The sequence below is a fragment of the Thermomonas hydrothermalis genome (assembly GCF_900129205.1).
In the GTDB taxonomy this organism is placed as follows: Bacteria; Pseudomonadota; Gammaproteobacteria; order Xanthomonadales; family Xanthomonadaceae; genus Thermomonas; species Thermomonas hydrothermalis.
This window is the reverse complement of sequence record NZ_FQUK01000032.1, coordinates 1-24,859: the sequence shown is the minus strand read 5'-3', so window position 1 is coordinate 24,859 and position 24,859 is coordinate 1. Positions and strand designations below refer to the sequence as shown.

28 protein-coding genes and 1 riboswitch are annotated in these 24,859 nt (G+C 65.4%); of the genes, 11 read left to right on the top strand and 17 right to left on the bottom strand.

Features of this window, described 5'->3' with window-relative positions; all coding sequences use genetic code 11:
• On the top strand, positions 1-332 hold a 332-nt coding region (locus BUA29_RS09245; RefSeq protein ID WP_143148875.1), incomplete at its 5' end, for an integrase core domain-containing protein.
• A gap of 68 nt (positions 333-400) precedes the next feature.
• Here the strand turns inward: BUA29_RS09245 and BUA29_RS09240 are convergent.
• From BUA29_RS09240 to moaA, 7 genes are all read right to left on the bottom strand, one after another.
• Positions 401-751: a hypothetical protein gene (locus tag BUA29_RS09240; protein ID WP_072756292.1), complete on the bottom strand. Its 351-nt coding sequence runs from the start codon at positions 749-751 to the stop codon at positions 401-403.
• Positions 748-1,308: a molybdenum cofactor guanylyltransferase gene (mobA, locus tag BUA29_RS09235; RefSeq protein ID WP_072756296.1), complete on the bottom strand. Its 561-nt coding sequence runs from the start codon at positions 1,306-1,308 to the stop codon at positions 748-750. Before mobA ends, BUA29_RS09240 begins: the two co-directional genes overlap by 4 nt.
• Positions 1,289-1,774 carry a molybdenum cofactor biosynthesis protein MoaE gene (locus tag BUA29_RS09230; RefSeq protein ID WP_072756291.1) on the bottom strand — a complete coding sequence of 162 codons (486 nt, stop codon included), beginning with the start codon at positions 1,772-1,774 and terminating at the stop codon, positions 1,289-1,291. Before BUA29_RS09230 ends, mobA begins: the two co-directional genes overlap by 20 nt.
• A gap of 2 nt (positions 1,775-1,776) precedes the next feature.
• The gene (locus BUA29_RS09225) at positions 1,777-2,037 is read right to left on the bottom strand and encodes a MoaD/ThiS family protein (RefSeq protein WP_072756290.1); all 261 of its coding nucleotides are present in this window, start codon (positions 2,035-2,037) and stop codon (positions 1,777-1,779) included.
• Positions 2,034-3,287 carry a molybdopterin molybdotransferase MoeA gene (locus BUA29_RS09220; protein ID WP_072756289.1) on the bottom strand — a complete coding sequence of 418 codons (1,254 nt, stop codon included), beginning with the start codon at positions 3,285-3,287 and terminating at the stop codon, positions 2,034-2,036. Before BUA29_RS09220 ends, BUA29_RS09225 begins: the two co-directional genes overlap by 4 nt.
• Entirely contained in the window at positions 3,284-4,285 is a 1,002-nt protein-coding gene (gene moaCB, locus BUA29_RS09215) for a bifunctional molybdenum cofactor biosynthesis protein MoaC/MoaB (protein ID WP_072756288.1), read from the bottom strand. The genes BUA29_RS09220 and moaCB overlap by 4 nt, the downstream gene beginning before the upstream one ends.
• Positions 4,286-4,313: 28 nt before the next feature.
• Complete coding sequence (moaA, locus tag BUA29_RS09210) at positions 4,314-5,294, bottom strand: GTP 3',8-cyclase MoaA (RefSeq protein WP_072756295.1); 981 nt, start codon at positions 5,292-5,294, stop codon at positions 4,314-4,316.
• A riboswitch (molybdenum cofactor riboswitch) is annotated at positions 5,286-5,442 on the bottom strand. Its footprint overlaps the gene before it by 9 nt.
• Before the next feature lie 246 nt (positions 5,443-5,688).
• On the opposite strand from moaA, the gene BUA29_RS09205 reads away from it, so the two are divergent.
• Positions 5,689-6,093 (top strand): ribonucleotide reductase subunit alpha, encoded by a 405-nt coding sequence (locus BUA29_RS09205; protein ID WP_072756287.1) that lies wholly within the window; start codon positions 5,689-5,691, stop codon positions 6,091-6,093.
• Between the two features lies 1 nt (position 6,094).
• Here BUA29_RS09205 and BUA29_RS09200 read toward each other — a convergent pair whose 3' ends face one another.
• The gene (locus BUA29_RS09200) at positions 6,095-6,427 is read right to left on the bottom strand and encodes a hypothetical protein (protein WP_072756286.1); all 333 of its coding nucleotides are present in this window, start codon (positions 6,425-6,427) and stop codon (positions 6,095-6,097) included.
• Positions 6,428-6,583: 156 nt separating this feature from the next.
• On the opposite strand from BUA29_RS09200, the gene moeB reads away from it, so the two are divergent.
• From moeB to BUA29_RS09160, 8 genes are all read left to right on the top strand, one after another.
• Positions 6,584-7,711, top strand: coding sequence for a molybdopterin-synthase adenylyltransferase MoeB (moeB, locus tag BUA29_RS09195; protein ID WP_072756285.1), 1,128 nt, complete (start codon positions 6,584-6,586; stop codon positions 7,709-7,711).
• A gap of 353 nt (positions 7,712-8,064) precedes the next feature.
• On the top strand, positions 8,065-9,309 hold the full coding sequence (locus BUA29_RS09190) for an NnrS family protein (protein WP_072756284.1): 1,245 nt from the start codon (positions 8,065-8,067) through the stop codon (positions 9,307-9,309).
• A gap of 10 nt (positions 9,310-9,319) precedes the next feature.
• Entirely contained in the window at positions 9,320-9,733 is a 414-nt protein-coding gene (locus BUA29_RS09185) for a SirB2 family protein (RefSeq protein WP_072756283.1), read from the top strand.
• A 10-nt stretch (positions 9,734-9,743) separates the two neighbouring features.
• Entirely contained in the window at positions 9,744-11,678 is a 1,935-nt protein-coding gene (locus BUA29_RS09180; protein WP_072756282.1) for a pyridoxal phosphate-dependent decarboxylase family protein, read from the top strand.
• A gap of 28 nt (positions 11,679-11,706) precedes the next feature.
• Entirely contained in the window at positions 11,707-12,801 is a 1,095-nt protein-coding gene (locus tag BUA29_RS09175; RefSeq protein ID WP_072756281.1) for a PLP-dependent cysteine synthase family protein, read from the top strand.
• Positions 12,802-12,810: 9 nt separating this feature from the next.
• Positions 12,811-14,277, top strand: a complete 1,467-nt coding sequence (locus BUA29_RS09170; RefSeq protein WP_072756280.1) for a UbiD family decarboxylase — start codon at positions 12,811-12,813, stop codon at positions 14,275-14,277.
• 118 nt (positions 14,278-14,395) lie between these two features.
• Positions 14,396-15,394, top strand: a complete 999-nt coding sequence (gene ubiU, locus BUA29_RS09165; protein WP_072756279.1) for a ubiquinone anaerobic biosynthesis protein UbiU — start codon at positions 14,396-14,398, stop codon at positions 15,392-15,394.
• 12 nt (positions 15,395-15,406) lie between these two features.
• Positions 15,407-16,327, top strand: a complete 921-nt coding sequence (locus BUA29_RS09160) for a U32 family peptidase (protein WP_072756278.1) — start codon at positions 15,407-15,409, stop codon at positions 16,325-16,327.
• A 41-nt stretch (positions 16,328-16,368) separates the two neighbouring features.
• Here BUA29_RS09160 and BUA29_RS09155 read toward each other — a convergent pair whose 3' ends face one another.
• From BUA29_RS09155 to BUA29_RS09115, 9 genes are all read right to left on the bottom strand, one after another.
• Positions 16,369-17,805, bottom strand: a complete 1,437-nt coding sequence (locus BUA29_RS09155; RefSeq protein ID WP_245770535.1) for an L-aspartate oxidase — start codon at positions 17,803-17,805, stop codon at positions 16,369-16,371.
• Between the two features lie 8 nt (positions 17,806-17,813).
• Positions 17,814-18,842: a quinolinate synthase NadA gene (gene nadA, locus BUA29_RS09150; protein ID WP_072756294.1), complete on the bottom strand. Its 1,029-nt coding sequence runs from the start codon at positions 18,840-18,842 to the stop codon at positions 17,814-17,816.
• A gap of 88 nt (positions 18,843-18,930) precedes the next feature.
• Positions 18,931-19,782, bottom strand: coding sequence for a ubiquinone anaerobic biosynthesis accessory factor UbiT (ubiT, locus tag BUA29_RS09145; RefSeq protein ID WP_072756276.1), 852 nt, complete (start codon positions 19,780-19,782; stop codon positions 18,931-18,933).
• Entirely contained in the window at positions 19,779-20,168 is a 390-nt protein-coding gene (locus tag BUA29_RS09140) for a putative zinc-binding protein (RefSeq protein WP_072756275.1), read from the bottom strand. Before BUA29_RS09140 ends, ubiT begins: the two co-directional genes overlap by 4 nt.
• Positions 20,165-21,262 (bottom strand): hypothetical protein, encoded by a 1,098-nt coding sequence (locus tag BUA29_RS12235; RefSeq protein ID WP_178137914.1) that lies wholly within the window; start codon positions 21,260-21,262, stop codon positions 20,165-20,167. The genes BUA29_RS09140 and BUA29_RS12235 overlap by 4 nt, the downstream gene beginning before the upstream one ends.
• Before the next feature lie 153 nt (positions 21,263-21,415).
• The gene (locus BUA29_RS09130) at positions 21,416-21,661 is read right to left on the bottom strand and encodes a DUF2249 domain-containing protein (RefSeq protein ID WP_245770534.1); all 246 of its coding nucleotides are present in this window, start codon (positions 21,659-21,661) and stop codon (positions 21,416-21,418) included.
• 1 nt (position 21,662) lies between these two features.
• A complete protein-coding gene (locus BUA29_RS09125; RefSeq protein ID WP_072756273.1) occupies positions 21,663-22,877 on the bottom strand; it encodes an alginate export family protein in 1,215 nt (404 codons plus the stop codon).
• A 537-nt stretch (positions 22,878-23,414) separates the two neighbouring features.
• Positions 23,415-23,915, bottom strand: coding sequence for a GNAT family N-acetyltransferase (locus BUA29_RS09120; RefSeq protein WP_072756272.1), 501 nt, complete (start codon positions 23,913-23,915; stop codon positions 23,415-23,417).
• Entirely contained in the window at positions 23,912-24,205 is a 294-nt protein-coding gene (locus BUA29_RS09115) for a type II toxin-antitoxin system TacA family antitoxin (RefSeq protein ID WP_072756271.1), read from the bottom strand. Before BUA29_RS09115 ends, BUA29_RS09120 begins: the two co-directional genes overlap by 4 nt.
• Positions 24,206-24,554: 349 nt before the next feature.
• Between BUA29_RS09115 and BUA29_RS09110 the strand changes: the two genes are divergently transcribed.
• On the top strand, positions 24,555-24,859 hold a 305-nt coding region (locus BUA29_RS09110), incomplete at its 3' end, for a transposase family protein (protein WP_143148873.1).

The following is a 24,859-nucleotide window of genomic DNA, read 5'->3' as shown; positions in this document are numbered from 1 at the left end:
GGGTGCTCTCCGATAACGGCTCCGAGTTCGAGGCCGACTTCTCCAAGGCGCTCGCCACGCAGGGGATCCAGCGCTGGTACACGTATCCCAAGACACCCAAGATGAACGCGCATGTCGAACGCTTCAATCGAACCGTGCAGGAGTCCTTCGTGGACTACCACGAAGACCTGCTCTTTACCGACCTGGATGCGTTCAACCAGCAGCTGGCCAACTGGCTCGTCTTCTACAACGCCGAGCGCCCCCACCACGCCCTCGGCCAGCGACCCCCGCTACACTTCCTGCTCCAGCACCAACCCGAGTGCCAAAGGTGGTGGACTCATACATTGTCTTGATCAGGATCAAATCCCGTGCCACCATCGGCGCAGGCTTGACGTAGATCAAGTAGACGGCAATCCGCCCCTCAATGCGCGCCCGCTACTTTGCGCGGCCCACGGGCCCGCACACTGTCACGCACGTCCACTTCGAACACGATCTCCAGCGGTTCCTGATCTGCCGGCAGTGGCAGGCGGATCGTCAACCCGTCACGGCATGGCAACCGGGCGACATAGGTGTCCAGCAGGCTGCGCGGCAGCTGCAGCCGAACCCCGTGCTCCAGCGTCGGCGCGGGCGAATCGGTCAGCACGACGCTCTGGGTCAGGCATTCCCCTGGAATACAGGTGCGGTTTTCCACCACGCCGCCGGCCTGCAACACCACCAGTTCTGCCTCATCAATGCGAAATCGCAATGTCTGCCCTTGCAGTTGCACCTTCATGACGCCACCTCCTGCCATTGCTCAGGGGTATTGAGATTGACCAGACACGTTGCGGCCTGCTCCGGCAGGGGCAGGAACACGCCCTGCTGCCCGGCATGCAGGGTCTTGAGCGAGCGATCCTTTGGCGGGTGCTGCAGGACGTCCGACAGAACCCGACGGGACAGAGCATCCAGCTGCAACCACAACGGCAGCATATGCCCCTGATAGCAGGCACAACGCGCCTGACAGGCGGCCAGCCGGGCCAGCCACTCCGGCTCAATCAGGGGCATGTCCACCGGCACGACTAACAGCGGGCCATCGTCCAGGACGGCGGCCACACTGGCGATTCCGCCCAACGGGCCAAGACCTGGCACCCGGTCGGGCACCCCACCCTTTTCAGGCACCGCACCGCTGACCACGATCCGCGTCGCCCCAGCCTCCTGCAGACGTGTACACATGTGCTCGAGCAACGTTTTTCCGCGCCAGACCAGCGTCGCCTTGTCACGCCCCATCCGCCGCGACTGACCGCCAGCCAGTACCACACCGGTCCAGCCAGACTCAGTGCCCGTGGCCGGCATGGCCATCCTCACTACTGGCATGGCCGCATAGGGAGCACCCCTCGCTCCAGGCGCTGTCGCCGTCTTCGTAGTGCTCCTGTTTCCAGATCGGACTGGTGTGCTTGACGGCCTCCACCACTTGCCGACAGGCACGGAACGCCTCGTCGCGATGCGGCGTCCCGGCCGCGACCACCATGGCCAGATCCCCCAACCCCAGCCGACCCTTGGCGTGCCCGATGTAGAGTTTGACCTGCTGCCCGAAATCACGCCCGACGCGTTCGGCGATTTCGGCAAATCCATGCATCGCCAGCGGCACGAACATGTCATAACTGATGCCGGTCACCACGCGCCCATGGTTGACATTGCGTACCCGGCCGACAAACAGGGCAATGCCCCCAAACCCTGGGTCAGAGACGAACTCAAGCGCGGCGCCAGGATCCAGCCCGCCTTCGGAGATATCCCGTACGATGCACTGGTAAGGGCGCATGCTCAGCCTCCACTCACCGGCGGCAGAATCGCCACATGACCATTGGCCGGCACCGGCTCGGTCTCGCGCAACACCGCCGTTTCACTGGCAAACGCCGAATACTCCAGCAACCCGGGCCGGAACCGGGGCCAATGGGCCGCTGCGAAGGCCGCCAGGGCCTGACGCAAATCGGCAACGCGGGCCCCATCCGCAATCTCCAGTGTGACCTGCCCGCTGGGCTCATGGTCACGGAATGCACCAAACAGTTTTATCGCGACCTTCATGCGCAGCTTCCCTCCACTTGCAGGCCAAGCAGATGGCCCAGCCCGTACACGTCCACCAGAGCGCCTTCCGGCAGTTCTCCATCCGGCTCGTCCAGCACGATCCAGGCATTGCTCCAGGCCAACGGCGCAATCCGGAATGACTCCTGCCCGGGCAGCACCTGTGCCCACAGCCGCCCGGCGGCATCCGGCATGACCCGACCTTTGAGATGGACGCGCACGCCTTGCCGTTTGCCATACGGCGCGCTCAACGGCAGCTTCAACGGACGCTCCGGAGGCAACCCGGTCAGCATGCGCAACGCCGGTTCGACAAAGAACCTAAGACCCACCGCACTGGAGACCGGGTTACCAGGCAGACCGAAGAACAAGGCGCCCCCTGGAAGGGTGGCAAAGAGCACCGGTTTGCCCGGGCGGATACGCACCTTGTGGAAATGGATGGTCGCGCCGATCTGGCGGAGGGCGTCCGGAACAAAGTCGTAGCGCCCCATCGACACGGCACCGGTACTGAGCAGGACGTCTGCACCGGCCGCCAGCGCCCGCTCCAGCGCATTCAAGAAATCCGCCGGGTCATCGGCGACGGTTTCGCGAACCACCAAGACAGCTCCAGCGTCAGCAATACGCGCGGCCAGGAACGGGCCATTGCTGTTGCGAATCTGGCCCGAGGCCAGCGGCTGCATCGGGTCGTCCACCAGCTCGCGGCCGGTATTGAGCAGCGCCACCCGCGGCGGGCGACGGGCCGCGATTTCGGCCACCCCCAGGGCGGCCAGCAGCATCTGCTGAGGCGCCGCAATGCGGGTTCCGGCCGTCAACACGCGCTCGCCCCGCGCGACATCCTCACCCGCACGCCGCACATGTTGCCCCTGCGGGAGATCAGCCTGCAGCCGGATGCGCAACGCGCGTCCATCCGATGCGCGTTCCAGCACCTCGACCTGTTCCACCGGGATCACCGCATCCAGCCCCTCCGGCATACGGGCTCCGGTCATGATCTCCCATGCCACACCAGGCTGTGCCTGCAGGCCGGCATCGCCAGCCGCCTGCGCTCCAGCGACGGGATAGCAGCTGCCGGCCGCCGCCCCCGCAGTCCCCACACACAGTGCAAAGCCGTCCATGGCGGCGTTGTCGAATGGCGGCAGCGCCGCATCGCTGAAAACATCCTCAGCCAGCACCAGCCCCGGTGCGCAGGCAAGCCGTTGCACTGGAAGAGGCCGACAGACATTCCGCAGGATCGCCAATGCGTCGTTGTATCCGATCATGGATGGGCGCCTCCCTCGATCATCGCCACGGCATGGGCCAACAGCGGCGCCAGGATGTCCATGCCCTGCCGAACCGCCCGCGGGCTGCCGGGCAGGGCCAGCACCAGCATGTTGCCCACCAGGGCCGCCTCGGCCCGACTGAGCCAGGCCAGCGGCGTATGCCGGGCGCTCTCGCTGCGAAACATTTCGGCCAGGCCCGGCACCCTCCGGTCGGCCACGCTGCACACGGCGTCCGGGGTCAGATCGCGCGGCCCCAGGCCAGTGCCGCCCGTGCATAGACACAGCCGCACACCGTCTTCGGCAAGCGTACGCAACCGCTGCGTCAGAAGCTCGACGCCATCAGGCAGAACTTCGACGTGGCGGATGTCGGCATGCAGGCGTTGCAGCCCTTCGACCAGCACTGGGCCGGAACGGTCTTCGTACTCACCCTGGCTTGCACGATCGCTCAAGGTGATGACCGCGCAAGACACACCCGCCAGACTGGGGATCCCACGCGGACGGTAATGCGCCCGCTCTACCTCGGTCATGCCGTCGGGATGCAGCCATAGCCCTTTCTTGCCGCCTTCCTTGAACAACAGCCGGATCGCGGTCATCGCCAGCGCCGGCTCGACCGGTTTGGTCAGGTCATACAGGGTGAGTAATGCGGCATTGACGCCTGCCAGCGCCTCCATCTCCACACCCGTACGGGCCTCGGTTGCGCACTCGCAATACACCCGGATGGCCTGACGCTCCGGCACCGGAACACAGCGCACTTGCACCAGTTCCAAGGCCAGCGGGTGACAGAGTGGCATCAGCATCGATGCCATCTTGGCCCCCTGGATTCCGGCCACTTCCGCCATCATCAAAGCATCCCCCTTGGGCAGGCGACGCTCCACGATCAGCGGAAACGCCAGGGGACCGGCCAGCAATTCGCCCACCGCCACGGCACGGCGACGGGTTGGCCGCTTGTCGCGGATATCGGCCATGTGAAATGCCGCCGCGTTCAATTCATCGATCATGCCCGGATCATCCTTTCTGGTGTTGGACTCATCCGCCCACCGAGGCCAAATGCGGCGTCATGCCAGTCCGCCCCTCGTGCAGGCCGTGGCCTGCGGCCTTCAGCCCCAACTGCATGGAAATACGCGCCACCAATGCGTCGAAATCGTCGTCCGACTGCAGCAGAGGCCGCAGCGGTATGCCAAACTCACCAAACAGGCACAGCCGCAGATCGCCTCGCGCAGTCACCCGCAGACGGTTGCAGCCAGCGCAGAAATCCTTCGAGTACGGCGCAATCACGCCGATCCGGCCGCGATAGTCCGGGTGCGCGTACTCCCGCGCCGGCCCGGCATCCCGCGCCCTGGGCTGCAACATCCAGCCTGCCTCCCGCAAATCCGCCTCCAGGCGTTCAGCCCGGACGTGGTGACGTTCGAAATATGCCTGGTTGTCGCCGGTCCGCATCAGCTCGATGAAACGCACCGATACGTCGCGGTCGCGCAGGTATTCGCACCAGGCGGGCAGTTCGTCGTCATTGACCCCACGCAACAGCACCGCGTTGAGCTTGACCGACGCAAATCCCAGCGTCTGGGCGATCTCCACCCCTTCCCAGACGTCGGCAAAGCGGTCATGCCCGGTAATCGCTGCAAAGCGAGCCGGATTCAGGCTGTCCAGACTGACGTTGAGCGCCGTCAATCCAGCCTCACGCCAGCGGCGCACATGGCGCGGCAACGTACAGCCGTTGGTGGTGAGTGCGATCGTGTCGACTCCTGGCGTTGCCGCCACCGCCGCAATGATGGCCGGAAGATCCTTGCGCAGACTGGGTTCACCGCCAGTGAGGCGAATCTTGCGCATGCCAAGCGCAGCGAACGCGCGCACCAGTCGGCGGATCTCATCGAGGGTGAGGAACCCGGGCCGCCCATCCGGGCGATACCCATCGGGCAGGCAATAGCTGCAACGGAAGTTGCAGGCTTCGGTCAGGGACAGGCGCAGATAGGGAAAGGTGCGACCGTAGCCATCGATGAGGCGGGTCATGCTGACACTCCATTCCAGAACGGGAAGGCCAGCCCGTTTCCAGCCTGACCCGGTGACCCGTCACACACCCGGGCCACGGCCCTTTGCCATATGCAACACGGGGCTCCGCGATGCACCCAGGCAGCAGGGCTTGGAGATGAAACAAGGCCAGTCTAACTCCGGCACTGCCGGGTGCACTTGACCAGAATCAAGAATGACGGCCATCGACCGTGCTAGCCTGCGCAATGAGGTCTGGACAGTCCCATCCTGGACGTGTCAGCCCACGCCAAGCCCGGCCCATGTCCGAACCTGGGGTTTGCGTGCCCAATCGCGTACATCGCTGCTGAGCGAGCCACAATTCTTGATCGATGGCGCCTCTGCCACGAGGTTGTCCAGGCAAACACGGTACTCCCCCATGTCCCTGTATTCCTTCCAGGATCTGCTCACCGCTGCCCGCCACCAGCCAGAACCACAACGGCTTCTGTTCGTGTTTGCCCGGGTGGAGCTGCCGGAAAACGCCACCCCCGCGCAGCGTGAACGCTTTGAACGCGGCGAAGGCGGCACGCTTGCACCCTGCCTGTGTGTCGACAAGACGCCGGACGAGATCGACTCGTTCGCGACCTTAGTCACCGAGTCGATGCAGACCGGCCAGCACTGGGACATGGTGTTCGTCGGTTGCCTGAGCGGTCGCGCCGGCATCGCACCCAGCCCGGACGAAGCCGCCCAGCCGCTGCGATTCATGGTCAATGCCATCAACGGCGGCCGAATCAGCCAATTCGCCGCCTTCGACCGTGATGGCCAGCCGATTCAGTTCATCTGATTCAGCTGCTCAACAACGTGCGCACCAGCGAGGCCCCCAGGAACAGCACCATCAGGACGGTATTGATCGCCCAGGCCACGGTCAGTGCCCGCGCAATCATCCCGTAGCGCGGCTCTGTGGCCTTGGGCGCAGCCCGCCATACCGCCATCACGATCCATGCCGTGTAGCCAAGCAGAAACACCAGCAGCCCCAGCGTCGCACCTGGCAGTTGACCGTGATCCACCAACCAGGCCACCAGCAGCCAGAGCAGATTGCTGGGGATCACTCCGTACAACCAGAACACTTTCCACAACGGGCTGCGCTCGGGCAGGAAACCAGCATGCGAAGCAGACATGACAACCTCCTGGATGAGAGGGACTGCGCCCCCATCCTACTCCGACCAGCACGCCCTTCAATCCCCCCGCCCTTTTCGCTCTGCCCCACCTTCGGGCCTCCACTGTCCCGGGCGCTACCATGCTCCACTCTCCTGCCTCTGAAGTGATGTGTCGCCATGACCACCCACACTCCCGAGTTATCGCCTGAAGAGGCGCTTGCCCGTCTGCAGGCCGGCATCCCACTGCTGGACGTGCGCGGAGACGGCGAACGCGCCGCCGGCATGGCCGAAGGCGCACGCGCGGTCGCGCTGAATCAGTTACTGGCGTCACCGGAGCGTTGGCTGCCGGGGCCGGAGGCCGAAGTCGGCCTGATCTGCGCCACCGGCGTCCGCACCCGCGCTGCGGTGGAACGGCTGCGGGCACAGGGGTATGCCCGGCTGTGGTCGGTCGCCGGCGGAACCCGTCGATGGGCACAGGCCGGCCTGCCGATGACCGCCGCGCAGGAATCCCCGGAATTTCTCGAGCGCTATTCCCGCCACCTGCGCCTGCCCGAGGTCGGGCTGGAAGGCCAGCGCCGCCTGCGGGCCGCCAAGGTCGCCCTGGTCGGTGCCGGCGGCCTGGGCTCACCGGTGGCACTGTATCTGGCAGCAGCCGGGGTGGGGACGCTGACCCTGATCGACCATGACCAGGTCGAGCGCAGCAACCTGCAACGTCAGGTCTTGCATGGCGAGGCCGATCTCGGCCAGCCCAAGGTCGAATCGGCACGGAGACGGCTGCAGGCACTTGCTCCCCACCTGTGTATCCGCGGCCATCAGGTCCGCTTGGTGGCTGCGAATGTCGAGTCTTTGCTGGCCGGACATGACGTGGTGGTGGACGGGTCCGACAATTTTTCCACCCGCTATCTGGTCAACGATGCCTGCGTCCGCCTGGGCATCCCGCTGGTATATGGCGCCGTCGAACGCTTCCAGGGCCAGGTCAGCGTGTTTCATCCGGCAGCCGGCACACCGCATGGCTGCTATCGCTGCGTGTTCCCGCAGCCACCGCCGCCGGATCTGGCCCCCAACTGTGCCGAGGCCGGGGTGCTGGGCGTGCTGCCGGGGCTGATTGGTATGTTGCAGGCCACGGAAACACTCAAGCTGCTGCTGGGAATCGGGGCGCCCCTGCAGGGCGAGCTGCTCTGTGTGGACGCACTTAGCATGCAGTTCGAACGCATCCGACTTGGTCGCGACCCGCATTGCCCGGCCTGCGGACCTGCCGCCGTCAATCACCGCTATACCGACCTGCCGGACCAGTGTTCCAGCTAGCCCGGGATAAAGAGCTGCGCTGCCCCTGCAATCGACGGCAATCCGCCCCAAGACAGCCACGCCAAGGCCGAGAGGATGCCGGCGAACGCACGGCTCAGAAATTCACGCAGCACCCCAGCTCAAGCCGGGTGACTGCGGCGCATAGTGCTTCCGATGGCTCGGATCCGTGTCCGCCGCTGCAGGAACGCAACGCGGGCGGGTACGGCAAAGGCTGACATGTTCACGAGTGAAGTGAGCGCGGTACGCCCGGCCGCAGGGCAGGGGCTGTCCGCGGTGATCGCCCGCATCCGCCGAGCGGGGCGGATCTGATCTGAATCAAGGTACGGCCGGATGCGTCCCGCCAGACTTGCGCCATGCGCCCGACTCCTGTCCTGAACGCCTCCCCTTCCCCTGCCCTGCTGGCAGCGGCCCCGCACCGGCTGCTGTTTTTCGTCGGTGCAGTCAATGTGCTGCTGGCAATGACCTGGTGGCTGCTGTGGCTGATCGATGCACGCTGGGGGGTGATCGGGCTGCCCGATGGCACCCCCTTCGGCGGCTGGATGCATGCCTTTGTGATGCAATACCAGCTGCTGCCGCCGTTCATGTTCGGCTTTCTGATGACCACCTTCCCGCGCTGGATGGGGTTGCCTGAGCTGTCACGCTGGCATTACGTCCCCGTGGGCCTGGGTCTGTTCGGCGGACAGCTTGCGGTCGTGGGCGGACTGTTGTCCGGCCAGCCGGTCATGGTACATGTTGGCGTATTGATGGCAGTGGCCGGCTGGACCTACGGGCTGGTGCAGCTGGGGCGTGTACTGCTGGCCGAACGCCGGCAAAAGCGCGGGCCGACCTGGCATGCATGGTCATGCTTTGCCGCCCTGACCCTTGGCCTATTGGGCCTGCTGCTGATGGCAGCGTTCCTGCACGGCGCGCACCCCTGGACGGTGGTGGTGGCAATCAAGCTGGGCAGCTTCGGCCTGTTGCTGCCGGTGTACGCCACCGTGGCGCACCGGATGTTCCCGTTCTTTGCCGGCAACGTGGTGGCAGGCTACCGCCCCTGGCGGCCGATGTGGCTGCTAGCCGCGTTGTGGGCGCTGCTGCTGGCACACCTTGGGCTGACCTTGGCCCACCGGGAGAGCGTACTGTGGCCGGTGGATACGGTACTGGCACTCGGTAGTGCCTGGGTGCTTTGGCACTGGTGGCCACGCGGCAAGGCCCCGGGATTGCTGTGGGTGCTGTTTTTCGGATTTGCCTGGCTGCCGGTCGCGTTTGCACTGTATGCCGTACAAAGCGCCATCCTCGCCGCAGGCGGCGAACTGGTGCTTGGCCGCGGCCCGGCCCATGCGCTGTTCATCGGCTTTTTCGGGAGCCTGCTGGTGGCCATGGTCACGCGGGTCACCCAGGGACACTCCGGCCGGCCACTGGCAATGCCGGCCGCAGGCTGGTTTGCATTTGCGTTGCTCCAGCTGGTCGCGGTACTACGCATCGTCGCTGAAGCTCTAGCGGATACCTACGCCTGGCAGGTGATGGCGGCCGCTGGCTGGCTGCTGGCCTTCCTGCCGTGGGTACTCCGCTCGCTATCGATCTACCTGCATCCACGTGCCGACGGCCGTCCGGGTTGAGGAGGCAGGCATGTCCTCGCTGCTGGTGTTTTATCCGCAGGTCAAATGGGTGCATGTGCATGCAGTGATCTGCAGCGGCACGCTGTTTGCGCTGCGCTGCGGCGCTTCGCTGTTTGGAGCACGCTGGCCACGCCACTGGTTGCCGAGGTACTTGAGCTACAGCATCGACACCGTTCTGCTGACTGCGGCCACCATGCTGTATTCGATGCTGCCAGCCGGCATGTTCACCAATCACTGGCTGACCGTGAAACTGATCCTGGTGGTGGTGTATATCGGCCTGGGCATGCTGGCGATGCGGGCTCAGCTTCCGCTGCGCCGGCGCGCCCTGTTGTATGCCGCAGCACTCCTGACCTTTGTGTCGATTTACGGCATTGCCCGCATGCACCATCCAGCCGGATGGTGGCTGCTGGTGCGGCCTGTCTGAGGCAGACACGATGACATCCTCGCCCCCTTCCCGTCCGCGCTTTCTGGATGCCAGCTTCCTCGGCCCCTACGGCGAGAACGACACCCTGCTGGAAAAACTCGTCGTCGAATTCCTGCGCGACCACGTGTACTGGCGGCGCAATTTCCATCCCGAGGACCCGCCAGCGATCTCCACCGCTGCCGCCCAGCATCCCGATTACCTTGCCTTCGAAGCGCGCATGCGCCGCGCGCTGCATCAGCTTTCTGCGGCCCTCAAGAAGTCGGTGCCATTTCATAGTCCGCGCTACATCGGCCACATGGCTTCGGATCTACTGCTGCCGGGGCTGGCCGCGCAGATCCTCACCCTGCCCTACAACCCTAACAACGTGACCGAGGACGCTGCCCCCGTCACGGTGGAGCTGGAAGTGAAGGTCGGTCTGCAACTGGCCGGGATGCTGGGGTACAGCAACGACCCGCAGCGGCCCGGCTGCGCATTCGGCCATCTCACCTCCGGTGGCACGCTTGCCAACTACCAGGCACTGCGGCTGGCCCTGGCGTTGAAAGCCTTTCCGGTGGCGCTACGGGCGGCTGGCGTGCCCGATCTCGCGCTTCCGGAAGACGACTGGAGCGCTTTCAATTTATCCCCGCAGGACGCCATCGCCCTGGTCGATGCCTGGCAGCAATGGCTCGCCCAGGCCACACCGGCAGAACGCCGCCACTGGCAGGCGCGGGTACACGGCGAGCGCATCGAGCACCGCGGCATATCCGCTTTCTTTGCGGCGCATTCCGAGCTGAAGGTGCCGAAAGTCCTGGCGCCAGTTACCGCTCACTACTCGTGGAGCAAGGGCATGAAGCTGCTCGGGCTGGGCCGTGCGCAACTGGAACAGCTGCCCGAAAAGGGGATGCGGATCGACGTTGAGGCCATGGATGCGGTGCTGCACCGCTGCCAGAAGGAACGTCAGCCGGTTTTGCTGGCGGTGGCGGTGATGGGCACGACCGAATACGGCACCATCGACCCGATCGACGCAGTGGTGGCGGCGCGCGACCGCTACGCTGCCCGCGGGCTGGGGTTTTCTGTGCATGTCGATGCCGCCTGGGGCGGCTATCTGGCGACGCTGTTCCGCAACCCCGATGGCAGCATGCGCACCCGGGAAGAGGTCGCCGCGGAGTTTCGCCAGTTCCCTTCGCCTGCCGTGTACTCGGCAATCGCCGCCCTGGGCCACACCGATTCGGTGACCGTCGACCCCCACAAACTTGGGTATCTGCCCTACGGAGCAGGCGCCTTCATCTGCCGTGATCACCGCGCCATCACTCTGCTGGCCGAAGAAGCCGATTACGTCTTCCATGACACGGCATCGCAGGAGTATCTGCGGCGCTACCGGAACCTTGGCCAGTTCATCCCGGAAGGCTCCAAATCCGGGGCCGCTGTGGCCGGGGTCTATGTCACCCATAGCGTCCTGCCGCTCGATCACGCCCACTTCGGACGCCTGCCGGCGCAAACCCTGCGTGCGGCCGAAGCCTTCCACGCCCGCACCCAACGGGTGGCCGAGGCCTTGCGCGGAGTGGCGCACGTCACCGTCCCGTTCCCGCCCGACAGCAACCTGGTCTGCATCGCGATCAATCCCTGCGGTAACCATCGGGTCGCTGCCGCCAATGCCTTCCTGCGCCGCCTGCACGACGAATTGCGCATCGATCCAACCAGGCCGGTGCAGGACAAGCAGTTCTTCGGTTCGGTGACGACCCTGCGACCCGACGCCCTGGGCGACCTGGAAACCCGCCGGATCCTGACCGAGCTTGATCTCGACCCAGCCAGCCTGCGCGAGGAAGACGGCGACCGTCTGCTGATCCTGCGCCACACCCTGATGAATCCGTATCTGCTCGACGAAGAAAACGGGATCAGCTACATCGACCTCTATTGCGACTATCTCGAACACCAGATCCGGTCATTGCTGGCCAGCCACGCATGAGTCGCACGGGGAGCGCGGGATCACTCGCATGAACACGTCCTCGCCCCACCCCGGCATCAGCCACCGCACCTGGGTGCACCAGGCGCTGGCCCTGCTTGAGCAGGAAGCCACCCGCTCCGCTGACACCCATTTGCTACGGGTCGATCTTCCGGGGTTTCCGGACATCCCGTTCTATTTCAAGGACGAAGCCAGCCACCCCACCGGCAGCCTCAAACATCGGCTGGCGCGTTCACTTTATCTGTATGCGCTGTGCAACGGCCGCCTGCAGCCGGGACAGACCGTGGTGGATGCATCGTCCGGCAGCACGGCGATTTCCGAGGCCTGGTTCGCCCGCCTGCTCGGCTTGCCGTTCATCGCGGTGATGCCGGCCTGTACCGCGCCACAGAAAATTCATGCAGTGCAGGCGCTGGGCGGCCAGTGCGATCTGGTCGAAGATCCGGCCAAGGTGCACGCCCGTGCCGCCTGGCATGCTGCCCAGGGGGCCTGCCATCTCGACCAGTTCGGCCTCGCTGAGCGTGCCACCGACTGGCGCGGCAACAACAACATCGCCGAATCCATCCTCGGCCAGCTGCGCCGTGAGCCACAACCGGTGCCCACCTGGATCGTCTGCGGTGTCGGCACCGGTGGCACCTCCGCCACCATCGGGCGCTATCTGCGCTATCGCCGGCTGGAGACTCGCCTATGCGTGGCCGAACCCACCGGCAGCGCCTACGTGCTCGGTTGGCGTACCCGAGATCTCGATGTCGTAGCCAGCCGCCCCACCGTCATCGAAGGCATCGGTCGCCCCCGGGTGGAACCCGGCTTCCTGTTTGATGTGGTGGACGAGGTGATCGAGGTCGAAGATGCTGCTTCGATCGCCGCAGCGCTGCTGCTGGAATCCCTGCTGGGTACGCGCTATGGCGGCTCATCCGGCACCAATTTCGTCGCGTGTCTGAAGTTGGCCGCCCGCATGCGGGAACGCGGAGAGCGCGGCAGCATCGTCAGCCTGCTGTGCGACCGCGGCACCCGCTATGCACAAACCCTGTTCGATCCCGGCTGGCGTGCTGCCCATAGCATCGACATCACCCCCTGGGCACAGGCACTCAGCCGGGCAATCGCGACCGGACATTTCATCGCCCCCTGAACCGACCGCATGAGCTACCACGATCTGCGCAGCTTTCTTTCCAACCTCGAACGACAGGGACAGCTGCTGCGCGTCAGCGCACCGATCAATCCCGACCTCGAAACCACGTCGCTCAGCCTGCGGGCGCTTCGCAACGGTGGGCCAGCGCTGCTGATGGAGCATCCGATCGGCAGTTCCCACGCCTATTTGGGCAATCTTTATGGCCACCGCGACCGGATCGAAGCCGCGTTGGCCGGAAGGCCGTTGGCCTCATTGCGCGAACTGGGCGAGCTGCTGGCCGCCATCCGCGAACCGCGCTGGCCGGCAAACCTGCGCGAGGCGCTGGAAATCTGGCCAGAACTGGCGCAGCTGGCCCATGTGGCGCCACAGAAAGTCAGTGATGCCGCCTTCCTGCACGAAACGCTGGAAGGAGAGGAGGTCGATCTGGCCCGGCTGCCGATCCAGCGCTGCTGGCCGGAAGATGCCGGCAAGCTCATCACCCTTGGCCTGGTGATCACCCGTGGTCCACGCAAACCCCGGCAGAACGTGGCGATCTACCGGCAACAGGTGATCGGCAGAAACCGCATCATCATGCGCTGGCTGCCGCACCGCGGCGGCGCCCTGGATTTTGCCGACTGGAAAGCCACGCACCCCGGCAAGCCGTTCCCGGTGCTGGTCGCGATCGGGGCCGATCCCGCCACCCTGCTGGCGGCGGTGGCGCCGATCCCGGACACGCTGTCCGAATACGAGTTCGCCGGCCTGCTACGCGCCCAACGGACCCGGATCTGGCCCAGCGCACTGACCGGACTGGATGCCCCTGCGGGCTGCGAAATCCTGCTGGAAGGCTTTATCGATCCAGACGACACCGCGCTGGAAGGCCCGTTTGGGGATCACACCGGCTACTACAACGCACAGGATCACTTCCCGGTGATGACGATCAAGCGCATGCACCTGCGCCGGGACGCCATCTACCAGGGCAGCTACATGGGACGCGCACCGTTCGATGAGCCCTCGGTGCTGGCCATGGCACTCAATGACGTGTTCGTACCGCTGCTGCGCAAGGTGTTCCCCGAAATCGTGGATTTCTATCTGCCGCCGGAAGCATGTTCCTACCGGATTGCAGTGGTGTCGATCCGCAAGCAGTATCCGGGGCACGCACGCCGGATCATGATGGGGATCTGGTCATATCTGCGTCAGTTCACCTACACCAAGTTCGTGATCGTCACCGATGACGACATCGACGTGCGCGACTGGTCACAGGTCATCTGGGCGATTGCAACCCGGGTCGATCCGGTGCGTGACAGCGTACTGATCGACAAGACCCCGATCGATTACCTCGACTTCTCCAGCCCCACGCCGAACCTCGGTTCCAAACTGGGCCTGGACGCGACCAACAAGTGGCCAGCAGAAACCCAGCGTGCCTGGAGCAGACCGATCCGGCTCGACCCCGAGGTCGAAAAACGGGTGGACGCCGTGTGGCGCACACTGACCACGTGATCCAGGGCGCCCCTGGCATCGGCCCGCAGATGCGACGCATCGTCATTTGACCCAGGTCAATGCCACATGTGCAGTCCGCGCAGACCATGCCACCATCCCGCCCTGTGGAGCATGTTGCATGCAACTGGTCTGTCCCGCCGGCAATCTGCCGGCTCTGCAAGCCGCCGTGGATGCTGGCGCCAATGCGGTCTATGCCGGTTTTCGCGACCAAACCAATGCTCGCGCCTTCCCCGGCCTCAACTTCTCCGATGACGAACTGCGCGCCGGGATCCGCTACGCCCACGCCAGGCAGGCGAAGGTCTATCTGGCACTGAACACCTACCCGGACAGCGCCAGCCTGTCCACCTGGCAAGCCGCAGTGGACAAGGCGGCGGACTTGGGCGCCGATGCCATCATCGCCGCCGAAATGGCGGTCCTGGATTACGCCGCCCGCCGCTATCCGGCATTACCGCGCCACCTGTCGGTACAGGGCAGCGCCACCACCGCGCCCGCCCTGCGCTATGCGTACGAACGGTTTGGCATCAGCCGGGCGGTACTGCCGCGCGTACTGTCGATCCAGCAGGTCGAGCGCCTGTGTGAAAAGTCGCCCGTGGCGCTGGAAGTGTTTGCCTTCGGCAGCCTGTGCATCATGGTGGAGGGCCGCTGCCAACTGTCCAGCTATGTCACGGGCGCCTCTCCCAACCGTCATGGTGTGTGCTCGCCTGCCAAGTTCGTGCGCTGGGAGGAACACGAAGACGGCACCCGTCGCGTGCGCCTCAATGGTGTGTTGATCGACACGTTCCAGCCGCAGGAACCAGCCGGCTATCCCACTGTCTGCAAAGGCAGATTCCAGGTCGGGGCGGAGGTTTTCCATGCACTGGAAGAACCCACCAGCCTCAACACCCTGGAACTCCTGCCGCGCCTGAAGCAGATCGGTGTGGCTGCGCTCAAGATCGAAGGCCGTCAGCGTGGCGTGGCCTATGTCAGCGCGGTCACCCGCATCTGGCGCCAGGCGATCGACCAGCTCCAGACCGATGCCACGCATTGGCAACCAAGGCCAGACTGGCAGGCAGCACTGGCGCGCCATGCCGAAGGCCACCAGACCACGCTTGGCCCCTACCACCGCGCCTGGCACTGAGAAGGAATCCCGATGAAACTGAGCCTGGGCCCACTGCAATATTTCTGGCCACGCGAGCGCACGCTGGCGTTTTATCGCCAGGTCGTCGATTGGCCCGTTGACATCGTCTATCTGGGCGAAACGGTTTGCAGCAAACGCCGCGAACTACGCACCACCGACTGGCTGGCGCTGGCCGAGGAACTGGCTGCCTCCGGCAAGGAGGTGGTGCTGTCGACGCTGGCCCTGATCGAAGCCGAATCCGAACTCAGCGTGCTCGACCGGCAGATTTCCCATGGTGGCTTCTGGATCGAGGCCAACGACCTGTCGGCCGTACAACTGTGCCGGGCAAAAGGACGTCCGTTCGTCGCCGGCCCGACGCTCAATGTTTACAACCATCACGCACTCAAACTGCTGGTGGAAGACGGCCTGCGCCGCTGGGTGCCCGGAGTCGAACAGGGACAGACCCTGATCCAGTCACTGAGAGATGCCTACGTCCTCGCCGGTCACCCGATGCCGGAACTGGAAGTGATCGCTTGGGGCCGGTTGCCACTGGCGTTCTCGGCCCGCTGCTTTACTGCGCGCGCCCTGGATGTCCCGAAAGACCAGTGCGGCTTTCGTTGCATCGACTACCCCGACGGGCTGCCGCTGGCCACGCGTGAGGGCCAGCCATTCCTGCGCATCAATGGCATCTCGGTGCAGGGCGAGGACATCACCGACCTGGGCCCGGAACTGCCAGTGCTGCGTGCGCTCGGCGTGGACATTCTGCGCCTGTACCCACAAGCCGACGGGATGGAGGCCGTGGTCAGGCATTTCGATGCCGCGCGCCGGAGCACCCAACCACCCGCGCGGCTTGGTCAGCCCAACGGCTACTGGCACGGCGGCCCAGGCATGCGGCTTCCCGCTTGCGCCACTGATCCGCAAAGGCCCACGCCTGCACCGACCGGACCGTTCTGACAGGACGTCATCCGGCACAGGGATGCGCCATCTCCCACGGGTCAGGCTGGGGCCGGCACCGTATCGCAGCGGTAATGCGCCCCAAGGCTGCTGCGGCGTTGCAGCGCCGCGGCCAGCATGGCCTGCGCCAGGCGCGCCTGCCAGCCACGCGCCGCCAGTGCGGCACATGTCTCAAGCGCCGCCGTCAAAGAGGCCTCCGATCGAACCGGCCCCATGGCATGGCTCATCAGCATGCGTAGCTGCATCAAACCGGCCGGCGCCAACGCTGGAGGCCGCCGCACGATGCGATGGCGCCCTCCCCCGCCATCCGGTACCGGCAACTGGCGCAGCAATGCACCCAGCCGGCGCCCGAACACCACACCCTCCAGCAACGAGTTACTGGCCAGTCGGTTGGCGCCATGCACACCATTGCAGGCCACTTCCCCCACCGCATACAGCCCCGGTCGAGACGTCCGGCCATCCGCATCCACCTGCACACCCCCCATATGGAAATGCGCCGCCGGCACCACTGGAATGGGCCGAATCCGTGGATCGATGCCGTGTGCCAGACAGGCGGCAAACACGGTCGGGAAGTGCACCGATATGTCCTGACCAAGATGGCGCGCATCCAGCCATGCACCACCCTCGCGCTGCGCCTGCCAGACCCGCCGTGCAACGATGTCGCGCGGCGCTAAATCCGCCAGCGGATGTACGCCCGCCATCAGCGGCCGGCCATGCGCATCGCACAGCCGGGCACCGGCGCCCCGCAATGCCTCGGTGAGCAGCGGCAGGCTGTGCTGGCCGGGCAACGCCAGCGCGGTGGGATGAAATTGCACGAACTCCAGGTCGCGCAGGGCCGCCCCTGCCGCCTGCGCCAGCGCCAGCCCGCTGCCATCCGCGTCGGGCGGGTTGCTGGTCTGTGCAAACAACCCGCCAATACCGCCGGTCGCCAGCACCACGGCACGCCCATGCATCGCCTCACGACGGCCATCGGGGTGGATCAGGCAGACACCGCAAACGACGCCATCGCGAACGACCAGACCATCGACCTCCACCCCGGTCAGCCGTTGGATGTGTGTAGCACGCCGCGCCGTGGCAACCAGGGCATCCATCACCCTGGCACCCGTGGCATCGCCACCGGCATGGACGATCCGGGCGCAGCGGTGGCCACCTTCACGCCCCAGCCGCCACCGACCTGCCTCATCGGTATCGAATGGCACCCCCAGGGCGTGTAGCCAGTCCACCGCTTCCCTCGCCTGGCTGGTCAACAGCTCGACCATGGCGCGGTCGTTGTGGAAGGCACCGGCAATACAGGTGTCGTCGGCATGCGCCTGCGGCGTGTCACCAGGCCCCACGGCTACCGCGATCCCTCCCTGCGCCAACAGGCTGGCCGTACTTCTTGGGTTGATCGCACGGGTGAGCAGCCGCACGGGTGCGGGCGCAGCAGCCAGCGCCACCGACAACCCGGCGATGCCACCGCCAACGACGAGAATGGGCAACTCGCTCTTCACACCTTGTCGTGCCGGCCCACCGCCAGCATCCGTTCCAGTGCCATACGTGCACGTGCAGCCACTGCCTCCGGCACGTGCACTTCATGTTTCAGCTCACGCAGGCACGCATGAATCGCCGGCAGAGTGATCCGCTTCATGTGCGGGCACAGGTTGCATGGCTTGATAAACTCCACCTGCGGGAAGCGGTTGCGCAGGTTGTCGGCCATGGAACATTCGGTGATCAGGGCCACCCGTGCCGGCCGGGTCTTTTCCAGCCATTGCCCCATTGCACTGGTGGAGCCGACGAAATCTGCCTCGGCCAGCACCTCAGGCGGGCACTCGGGATGTGCCACGATCTTGGCGTCGAACTGCTCGCGGGTATGCCGTGCCTGTTGTGCGGTGAAGGTTTCATGCACCTCGCACTGCCCCTGCCACAGCACCAGATCGATCCCCGTCTGCTGCGCCACCCAGGCCCCTAAATAGCGGTCTGGCAGGAAGATCACCCGATCCACGCCAAACTCGGCCGCCATGGCTTCCACCACCTGCACGGCATTGGCCGATGTGCAGCAGATATCGGATTCGGCCTTGACCGCCGCACTGGTATTGACATAACTCACCACTGGAAGACCAGGATGGCGTGCGCGTAGAGCACGCACATCCTCGGCCGTGATCGAGGACGCCAGCGAGCAACCGGCCTCCGGATCGGGGATCAGCACGGTTTTGTCAGGCGCCAGGATCTTGGCGCTCTCGGCCATGAAATGGACGCCGCACAGCACGATCAGCCTGCTGTCACACTCGGCGGCAGCCTGTGCCAGCGCCAGCGAGTCACCGGTGACATCGGCCACCCCGTGGAAGATTTCCGGCGACTGGTAGCTGTGCGCCATGATCAGCGCCCCACGCCGGCGCTTGAGATCGAGGATGGCGTCGATCCACGGCAGGTGCAATGGCACCTCCATGCAGGGCAGCAGCCGTTCCAGTGTCTCGACCAGGGGCGCGTGCCGGGCTTCGAGTGCGGGATGCCAGATGGGGTCTGCGGTGGAATTCATTCGTTCGATGAAAAACGCGGCCCGGAAGCGGGCAGAACTGATCACGGAAGCCATCCTTGGCCGGTTGCAAAAACGGTACGCCGGCGCCTCAACTGCTGGCGTGATAAGCCGCCCGTGCCGCACGCGCCAGCCGGGCACCACGGTTGAGGACGATGCGCAAGCCAAGCGGCACTGTTTCCCAGGGCAGACGGTCGAGCAGGTTGCGCGCGGTCAAGCCCAACTCGACATCACCGGCCAGCACCAGCCGGCGCTGGAAGAACAGGGTGTCGGCATCTTCCAGCCGCCCTGCCAGCAACAGCAGATCGGTGGCAGTACCGCGTACCGTGGCCTCGGCAGGCGCATTGACCACCACCAGCCGCCCTCCTTCGAGGGTCACCACCCAGCGCAACCCCAGATCGCTGACCTCGATCCCCAGCCGTCGTCCGGCCATGAAATCGAGCGCCCCCTCCCGGATCGGCCCAGCCAGCACTCTGGCCATGGCCCGCTCCAACAGATGCTGCTGCACCGGCATCGGCAGCAGGCGCACTACCGGCGCCAACCGCTTGGGAGGTGGCAACAACCGCAACCATGCATGCGAAGGCTTCAGTGTGGAATCGGAATCATGGATGTCCATACGGGGAATGATCATGCCGGCTGCCATGACGGCACCTTGATCCAGATCAGATTCCAGCCCTTGTGCACGACACGCCTCGGCGATGGCCAGCGCCACCAGACGGCTGGCCGCCTCAGGCGACACGCCCAAACGCACCGCCAGGCGTTCCGCACGCTGCCGAATCCGGCGCTCACGCGCCGCATCACGCCCGGTCATCCCGGCTCCGGCTTTCAGACGTCCGACCAGACGCGCCAGATGCGTGCGCGCTGCAAGCAGCAGCACCAACCCATCATCCACGCCATCGATGGCATGCCGCAGCGGGGCCAGACCGGGCACCGGCCGATTCATACCGCCTGCTCCGCCTGCCGTGTCTGCAGCGCCTGGGCAGCCGGCAATACCTGCGCGGCATACACCGCATCGGCCTGCTGCTGGTCGAAATCCGCATGTTTGCGCTTTTTCACCCCATAGTCGGACAGCACCAGATGGGTATCGGCCGTCACGCCGGCATTGGCCAGGCAGGCCGTCACGCAATGCAGCACACACCCGTCAAGTGCCAGGATCGGGCGCCCACTGCGTGCAGTCCGCACCAGGCCGGCCACCCCGCCACCGACGCCAGCGATACAAGACATCTCCGCCTCACCAGCACGATCCAGCCGCAAAGCCAGATGATTGGCCATCTGCGCCGCGCTTGAGCATCCGGAACAGGCATACACCAAGGGTAATTTCTTGCTCATGCCATCCTCCTGCGGGTCTTGAGAAAACGCCGCGCTCGCCAGACCACCCCTGTCTGCGCGATCAACGTGGCGGCATACGCCAGCAGCAACGCCACACCACCGGCGCTGGCCCATGCCGGCTGGGCCAGCGCCGCCAGCAGCATGAACGCCGCCAGCCCATGCAGGGCCAGCACCAGGCTCTTGTCGCGAACAGGCAACAGCAACTCCACTCCCGGCAGATGCACCCCACGCCCACACTGTCGATGCAAATCGATCCAGCCAAGGAAAGCGGAAATCTCCAGCTGCATGCCGGTCACCAGCAGCGGTAACCCGATGCCAAGACCGATGACAGCCGCACGCAGCAGGTTGTGTTCACCCCCAACCAGCAGGACACTGCCGGCCACGATGAGCAAGGCAAATCCGGCGCGCCAGAACCACCCCAGTAGATGCCGCCCATGCCTGCGCGCCCGCTGCTGTAACCACACGCCAGCCAGGCCGACGGCCACGACCAGCACAGCCGCCACACCCCGCTGCACCGGCAGGACGCGACCATGCAGGGCCATGGCCAACACGGTTGCCAGCACCCCATACAACAGTCCTATCCAGCTGCCTTGCAGCCACGCCGGGACATTGGGCGTGCCCAGAAACATCGGCATCACGACCCGCGCCACCGCCACCAGCAACGCCAGCACCCAGCCCAACACCCCCCAGCCGGCATGCGCATTGGTGACGTCCACCAGCGGCAGGCTCCAGCGTCCGGCCAGCACCTGCAGCAGCGCAAACCCGAGCAACGCCGTGAGCACACCTGCGGCAATCGCACAACCGAGCCCCCAGCGCAGTAGCCGTGAGCCTGACACCCGCACGATCCCCGGCAGCGTCAATGCCGCCAGACCCAGGAACGCCATCACGACCAACAGCCCCCCCGGCCTCGGTGCCAGCCAACCCGGCCAGCGGAAGGCCAGCACCAGCCACACTGCGCCTGTATTCAACAACAGGTACACCGCGAGTGCTGCCCATGGCCCGCCACGCACACGCGCACCCGCCGCCACCGGCAAGAACTGCAGCAGGCTGCCGACCATGGCATTGCCGAGCACACCCAGGGTGAACGCGTGCACCAGCGCCAAAGTCACACCCCCCCCAGCGCGAAGCCAGGGCACTGCCACCCGCATCCGCCAACAGCAGGCCGGCCACCCCGCCCCAGGCCGAAGCGGTCAACAGGAATCGCCGCGGGCTGGCAGGCGCTGGACCATTGCCAATGGCCAGCGCCGTCATTCCATGCCTCCCTGCGTCAAGGGACGTGCTTCCGGCCTGTGAATGCTGACCCGCACGCCACGATCGGCGCATGGCTGGCAGCCCCACTCCAATCCCCGCATTTCGAGCGCTTCCAGCAACGGCCACGGCCACAGCGGTGTCAACACCACGAGCGTCTGCCCGGGATGCAGCGCCTCTGCCGCCGCCAGTGCCTGCTGGAAAGGCATAGGCGGCGGCAGATCACGCAAATCCAGATCGCTCACGTCAGCGTGCCAACGTCTGCTTGCCGCGCCACTCCACTTGCAGCCAGATCTTGGTGTTGTTACGGGCAAATGCATCGGCGCGGTAATCGGCCAACTTCACAAGACCGGTCAGCCCACCCGGCAGCGGGAACCCCAGCGAGGCGTTCCATTCACTGCCGTAATGCAGCCCGCCGGTATCAGACCGGTAGTCGTGCCAGGTCAACGCCCAGTTCAGTTTGCCTGCCAGCGTGCCGAATCCAAACTTGCCGCTGGCGCCCAGATAGCGATCCTCCAACCCCTTGGCCGGGGTCACCAGGAACTGGTCGTCCCACCCGTTGAACGCATGCAGCGTCGCCAGCGGGGTCTGCACGGCGGTGAGGCCGTCGCCGCCCAGATGTTCCCAACCGGCGCGCACGGTCACACCGGCCTGGGTCCAGCTCGGCTCGAGCAACCAGTAGGTGTGATCGAAATGGGCGGGATTGCGCGCATAGTCGGACTGCCGGGCGACTTCGGCGGTCCAGCCCAAGCCGCGCCCCTCGTGCAGGAGGCTGCCGGTCCAGCGCAGGCCATAGGTTGCGGTGGACGCGCTGGCCACGTCGCGATCGTCGTGCAGATAGGCGTAGCCCACCCACTGCTGCGCACCACGCGTCCAGGCAACATTGAGCAGGTGGGTATCGAGATTCCGCTCGCGCGCCAACGGGTTCAGGGCGCGATCACTGGCCACACGATGCACCTTGTCCAGCCAGTCGTAACGCACGGTCAAATCGGCAGTGGGACGCCAACGCAGCTCGACGGCATCGAAGGTCTGCTCGTTCTGTCGCCAACCGACATTGCCGACCCAGCGCTGGTTGTCCAGCACGATGCGCTGCCGGCCCACGGTGACCCCGGCCTGCGCACCGGACCAGCCGATCCAGGCCTGATTGAGCTCGGCGCTGGTCGGATCGAGCACCGTCGGGTAAGCCGTCTTGCCGTTGGCGCCACTGTTGTAATGGCCGCTGCCGGCCACGCCCTCGCCTTCCAGCAGCGCACTCCAGCCGGGTGCCAGGGCCAGACGCACGCCCGCACGCAGGCGCGCGGTGGTGGCTTGGGCATCGTGGGCAAAGGCGGCATCGTCCACGGCTTCGTGGCGCAGGCGCAGATCCCATTCGAATGTCGCCTTGGGCGTATCGGCCGCACGCAGAGGCGCGGTGGCCAGCAGGCAGGCCACCGCAAGGTACACGGATTGACGCGACAACATGGCAAACCTCGCATTGGTTCATGAGGGGCTGCCAGATTCCACGTTTCCAGACCTCGGCTCGTTGACTCAGGTCAAATCTGGCCCCACTCAGGCGTGCACTCCTTGCAACGCTTGATCCAGATCAGGATCGGCACATCAAGCCCACCCAAGGTTCTCCTGACCACCCCGCGGAACACTTGAACGATTGACTTCGCAAAAAGCGAACAAGGCTATACGGCAGTCTCGCCGCGAACTGTCTGAACGCAGATGCGGCCGGGTCAGGACAGCCACACCCCCAGCGCAAACGCCAGCACAATGCCGATAGCCGCAGCCTGCACCGGAATTCTGCCAATCGCCGCCAGCCGCATCACCGAGGCAACAGCCCCGCTGCATGAGCTTGCTGTAGTTCCAGCGCAATCCACTGCCGACCGACTGTGCGGCGCAACGGGCGGTGGTGGCAGGGTTTGATGCTTGACCGGGTTACGCGCCCTTGATCACCTATCACCAGCGCTGACGGGCAGGCTTGGTGAAGGTAGGCAGTGATTCCACGGCCATGATTCAACGTATCCAGCGACGGGCGTCCTTCAAGAGCAGCAGCAATTGCTTCTCGCGTAGTGGCGATGCAATGAACCCGAACCGGGTGTAGAACCTCGCCGCCTCATCATCGATGGGATGGGTCAGCATGGCACGGATGCCAGCCTGCTCGGCAATCAGCATCGTGCGGCGAATCGCATCTTGCAGCAGACCCAAGCCTATCCCTCGCCCCTGGTTCGTCACCGAGACAGCGAGCCTCGCCAGAATCACCACCGGCAACGGGTATTGCCCCATCCCTTTACGGATGCGCTCCGGCGCCTCCAGCGTGTCGACCTGGCCCACGGTCAGGCTGAAGTAGCCCGCCACGCGACCATCATCCTCAGCAACGACAAAGGTCTTGGCCGAGCCGCTGCTCTGTGCCTGGCGAGCGTGACGCAACAGCCAGTCATTCAGCGCGGGCTTGCCGCAATCAAACCCCTCCAGCCGATGCTGCGCGGCCAGGGGCTCCGGCGCGCGCAACGTCACTTGGCGTCCCAGGGCGCCTTGCGGGCAAACAGATCGCGCAACCCTTCATTGACCTGTTCGGGGCGCTCCAGCAGATCCATCAGCGCCTGGTACTGGCTGCCGGAGACCATGAACAATCGCTGGTCCAGCAACGTCTGCTCCGCGGCCAGACACGCGCTGTCGAGGATGAAATCGGTCAACGACTTGTGGGCCACCTCGGCGGCGCGGCGCAGCACCGCCTCCTGTTCGGGGGTGGCACGCAGCCCAAGTCGGGCAGTACGGGCGGAAGGCGACGATGCAACGGCCGTCATGGCAGCACCTCGATTGTTAGACCAACTGCCGCAATGTTAGTACAAGTGACGCACACCGTCCAGTTCTGCTGGTGACTGATGCCCTTGGTTGACGATGAACCGCCGCGCGTAACTGGTTGATTTTGCTAGACCGCCCTCTGCGCCTACCCGCAGGCCAAACAGAGAATAGAGACGGCTCTGGTCGAAAAAGTGGCCGATTTCGGGCTTTTCGGGTGAGGGCCACCCGCAACCCAGATGGCCGGAACCCCGCGCCACGCGGGGATGGGCGCAAAGAAAAAGGGCCCGGAGATTTTCCGGCTCCATCGCGTCTGGTGTGGAACGGGCCGCCGGATGATGTCAGCCTTGGCGGATGCAAGAACAACTCTTCACCCAGGCTTTGGGGCTGACGCCGCCGTGGGCGGTAGACAGCGTGTCGTTTCGTCCGGATGAGGGGGCGATCCACTTCGAGGTGTCGTGCGATACGGCCCGGCTGGCCTGTCCGGTCTGCGGGGCGGCGGACCAGCCGGTGCACGACCGGGTGGAGCGCACCTGGCAGCATCTGCACTTCTTCCAGTTCAAGGCCTTCATCCACTGCCGGGTGCCGCGCGTGGCCTGCCGCGAGTGCGGCAAGACCTCGCAGGCGCCGGTGCCGTGGGCGGCCAAGGGCTCAGGCTT

Bases quoted from the DNA above. Each gene is read 5' to 3' on its own strand.
- BUA29_RS09175 (WP_072756281.1), top strand. From the start codon at position 11,707: ATGAACACGTCCTCGCCCCACCCCGGCATCAGCCACCGCACCTGGGTG.
- BUA29_RS09140 (WP_072756275.1), bottom strand. From the start codon at position 20,168: ATGAGCAAGAAATTACCCTTGGTGTATGCCTGTTCCGGATGCTCAAGC.
- BUA29_RS09225 (WP_072756290.1), bottom strand. From the start codon at position 2,037: ATGAAGGTCGCGATAAAACTGTTTGGTGCATTCCGTGACCATGAGCCC.
- BUA29_RS09200 (WP_072756286.1), bottom strand. From the start codon at position 6,427: ATGTCTGCTTCGCATGCTGGTTTCCTGCCCGAGCGCAGCCCGTTGTGG.
- BUA29_RS09180 (WP_072756282.1), top strand. From the start codon at position 9,744: ATGACATCCTCGCCCCCTTCCCGTCCGCGCTTTCTGGATGCCAGCTTC.
- BUA29_RS09185 (WP_072756283.1), top strand. From the start codon at position 9,320: ATGTCCTCGCTGCTGGTGTTTTATCCGCAGGTCAAATGGGTGCATGTG.
- BUA29_RS09125 (WP_072756273.1), bottom strand. From the start codon at position 22,877: ATGTTGTCGCGTCAATCCGTGTACCTTGCGGTGGCCTGCCTGCTGGCC.
- moeB (WP_072756285.1), top strand. From the start codon at position 6,584: ATGACCACCCACACTCCCGAGTTATCGCCTGAAGAGGCGCTTGCCCGT.
- nadA (WP_072756294.1), bottom strand. From the start codon at position 18,842: ATGAATTCCACCGCAGACCCCATCTGGCATCCCGCACTCGAAGCCCGG.
- BUA29_RS09115 (WP_072756271.1), bottom strand. From the start codon at position 24,205: ATGACGGCCGTTGCATCGTCGCCTTCCGCCCGTACTGCCCGACTTGGG.
- BUA29_RS09190 (WP_072756284.1), top strand. From the start codon at position 8,065: ATGCGCCCGACTCCTGTCCTGAACGCCTCCCCTTCCCCTGCCCTGCTG.
- BUA29_RS09170 (WP_072756280.1), top strand. From the start codon at position 12,811: ATGAGCTACCACGATCTGCGCAGCTTTCTTTCCAACCTCGAACGACAG.
- moaA (WP_072756295.1), bottom strand. From the start codon at position 5,294: ATGACCCGCCTCATCGATGGCTACGGTCGCACCTTTCCCTATCTGCGC.
- mobA (WP_072756296.1), bottom strand. From the start codon at position 1,308: ATGCCGGCCACGGGCACTGAGTCTGGCTGGACCGGTGTGGTACTGGCT.
- BUA29_RS09160 (WP_072756278.1), top strand. From the start codon at position 15,407: ATGAAACTGAGCCTGGGCCCACTGCAATATTTCTGGCCACGCGAGCGC.
- BUA29_RS09240 (WP_072756292.1), bottom strand. From the start codon at position 751: ATGAAGGTGCAACTGCAAGGGCAGACATTGCGATTTCGCATTGATGAG.
- ubiU (WP_072756279.1), top strand. From the start codon at position 14,396: ATGCAACTGGTCTGTCCCGCCGGCAATCTGCCGGCTCTGCAAGCCGCC.
- BUA29_RS09230 (WP_072756291.1), bottom strand. From the start codon at position 1,774: ATGCGCCCTTACCAGTGCATCGTACGGGATATCTCCGAAGGCGGGCTG.
- BUA29_RS09205 (WP_072756287.1), top strand. From the start codon at position 5,689: ATGTCCCTGTATTCCTTCCAGGATCTGCTCACCGCTGCCCGCCACCAG.
- ubiT (WP_072756276.1), bottom strand. From the start codon at position 19,782: ATGAATCGGCCGGTGCCCGGTCTGGCCCCGCTGCGGCATGCCATCGAT.
- moaCB (WP_072756288.1), bottom strand. From the start codon at position 4,285: ATGATCGATGAATTGAACGCGGCGGCATTTCACATGGCCGATATCCGC.
- BUA29_RS09220 (WP_072756289.1), bottom strand. From the start codon at position 3,287: ATGATCGGATACAACGACGCATTGGCGATCCTGCGGAATGTCTGTCGG.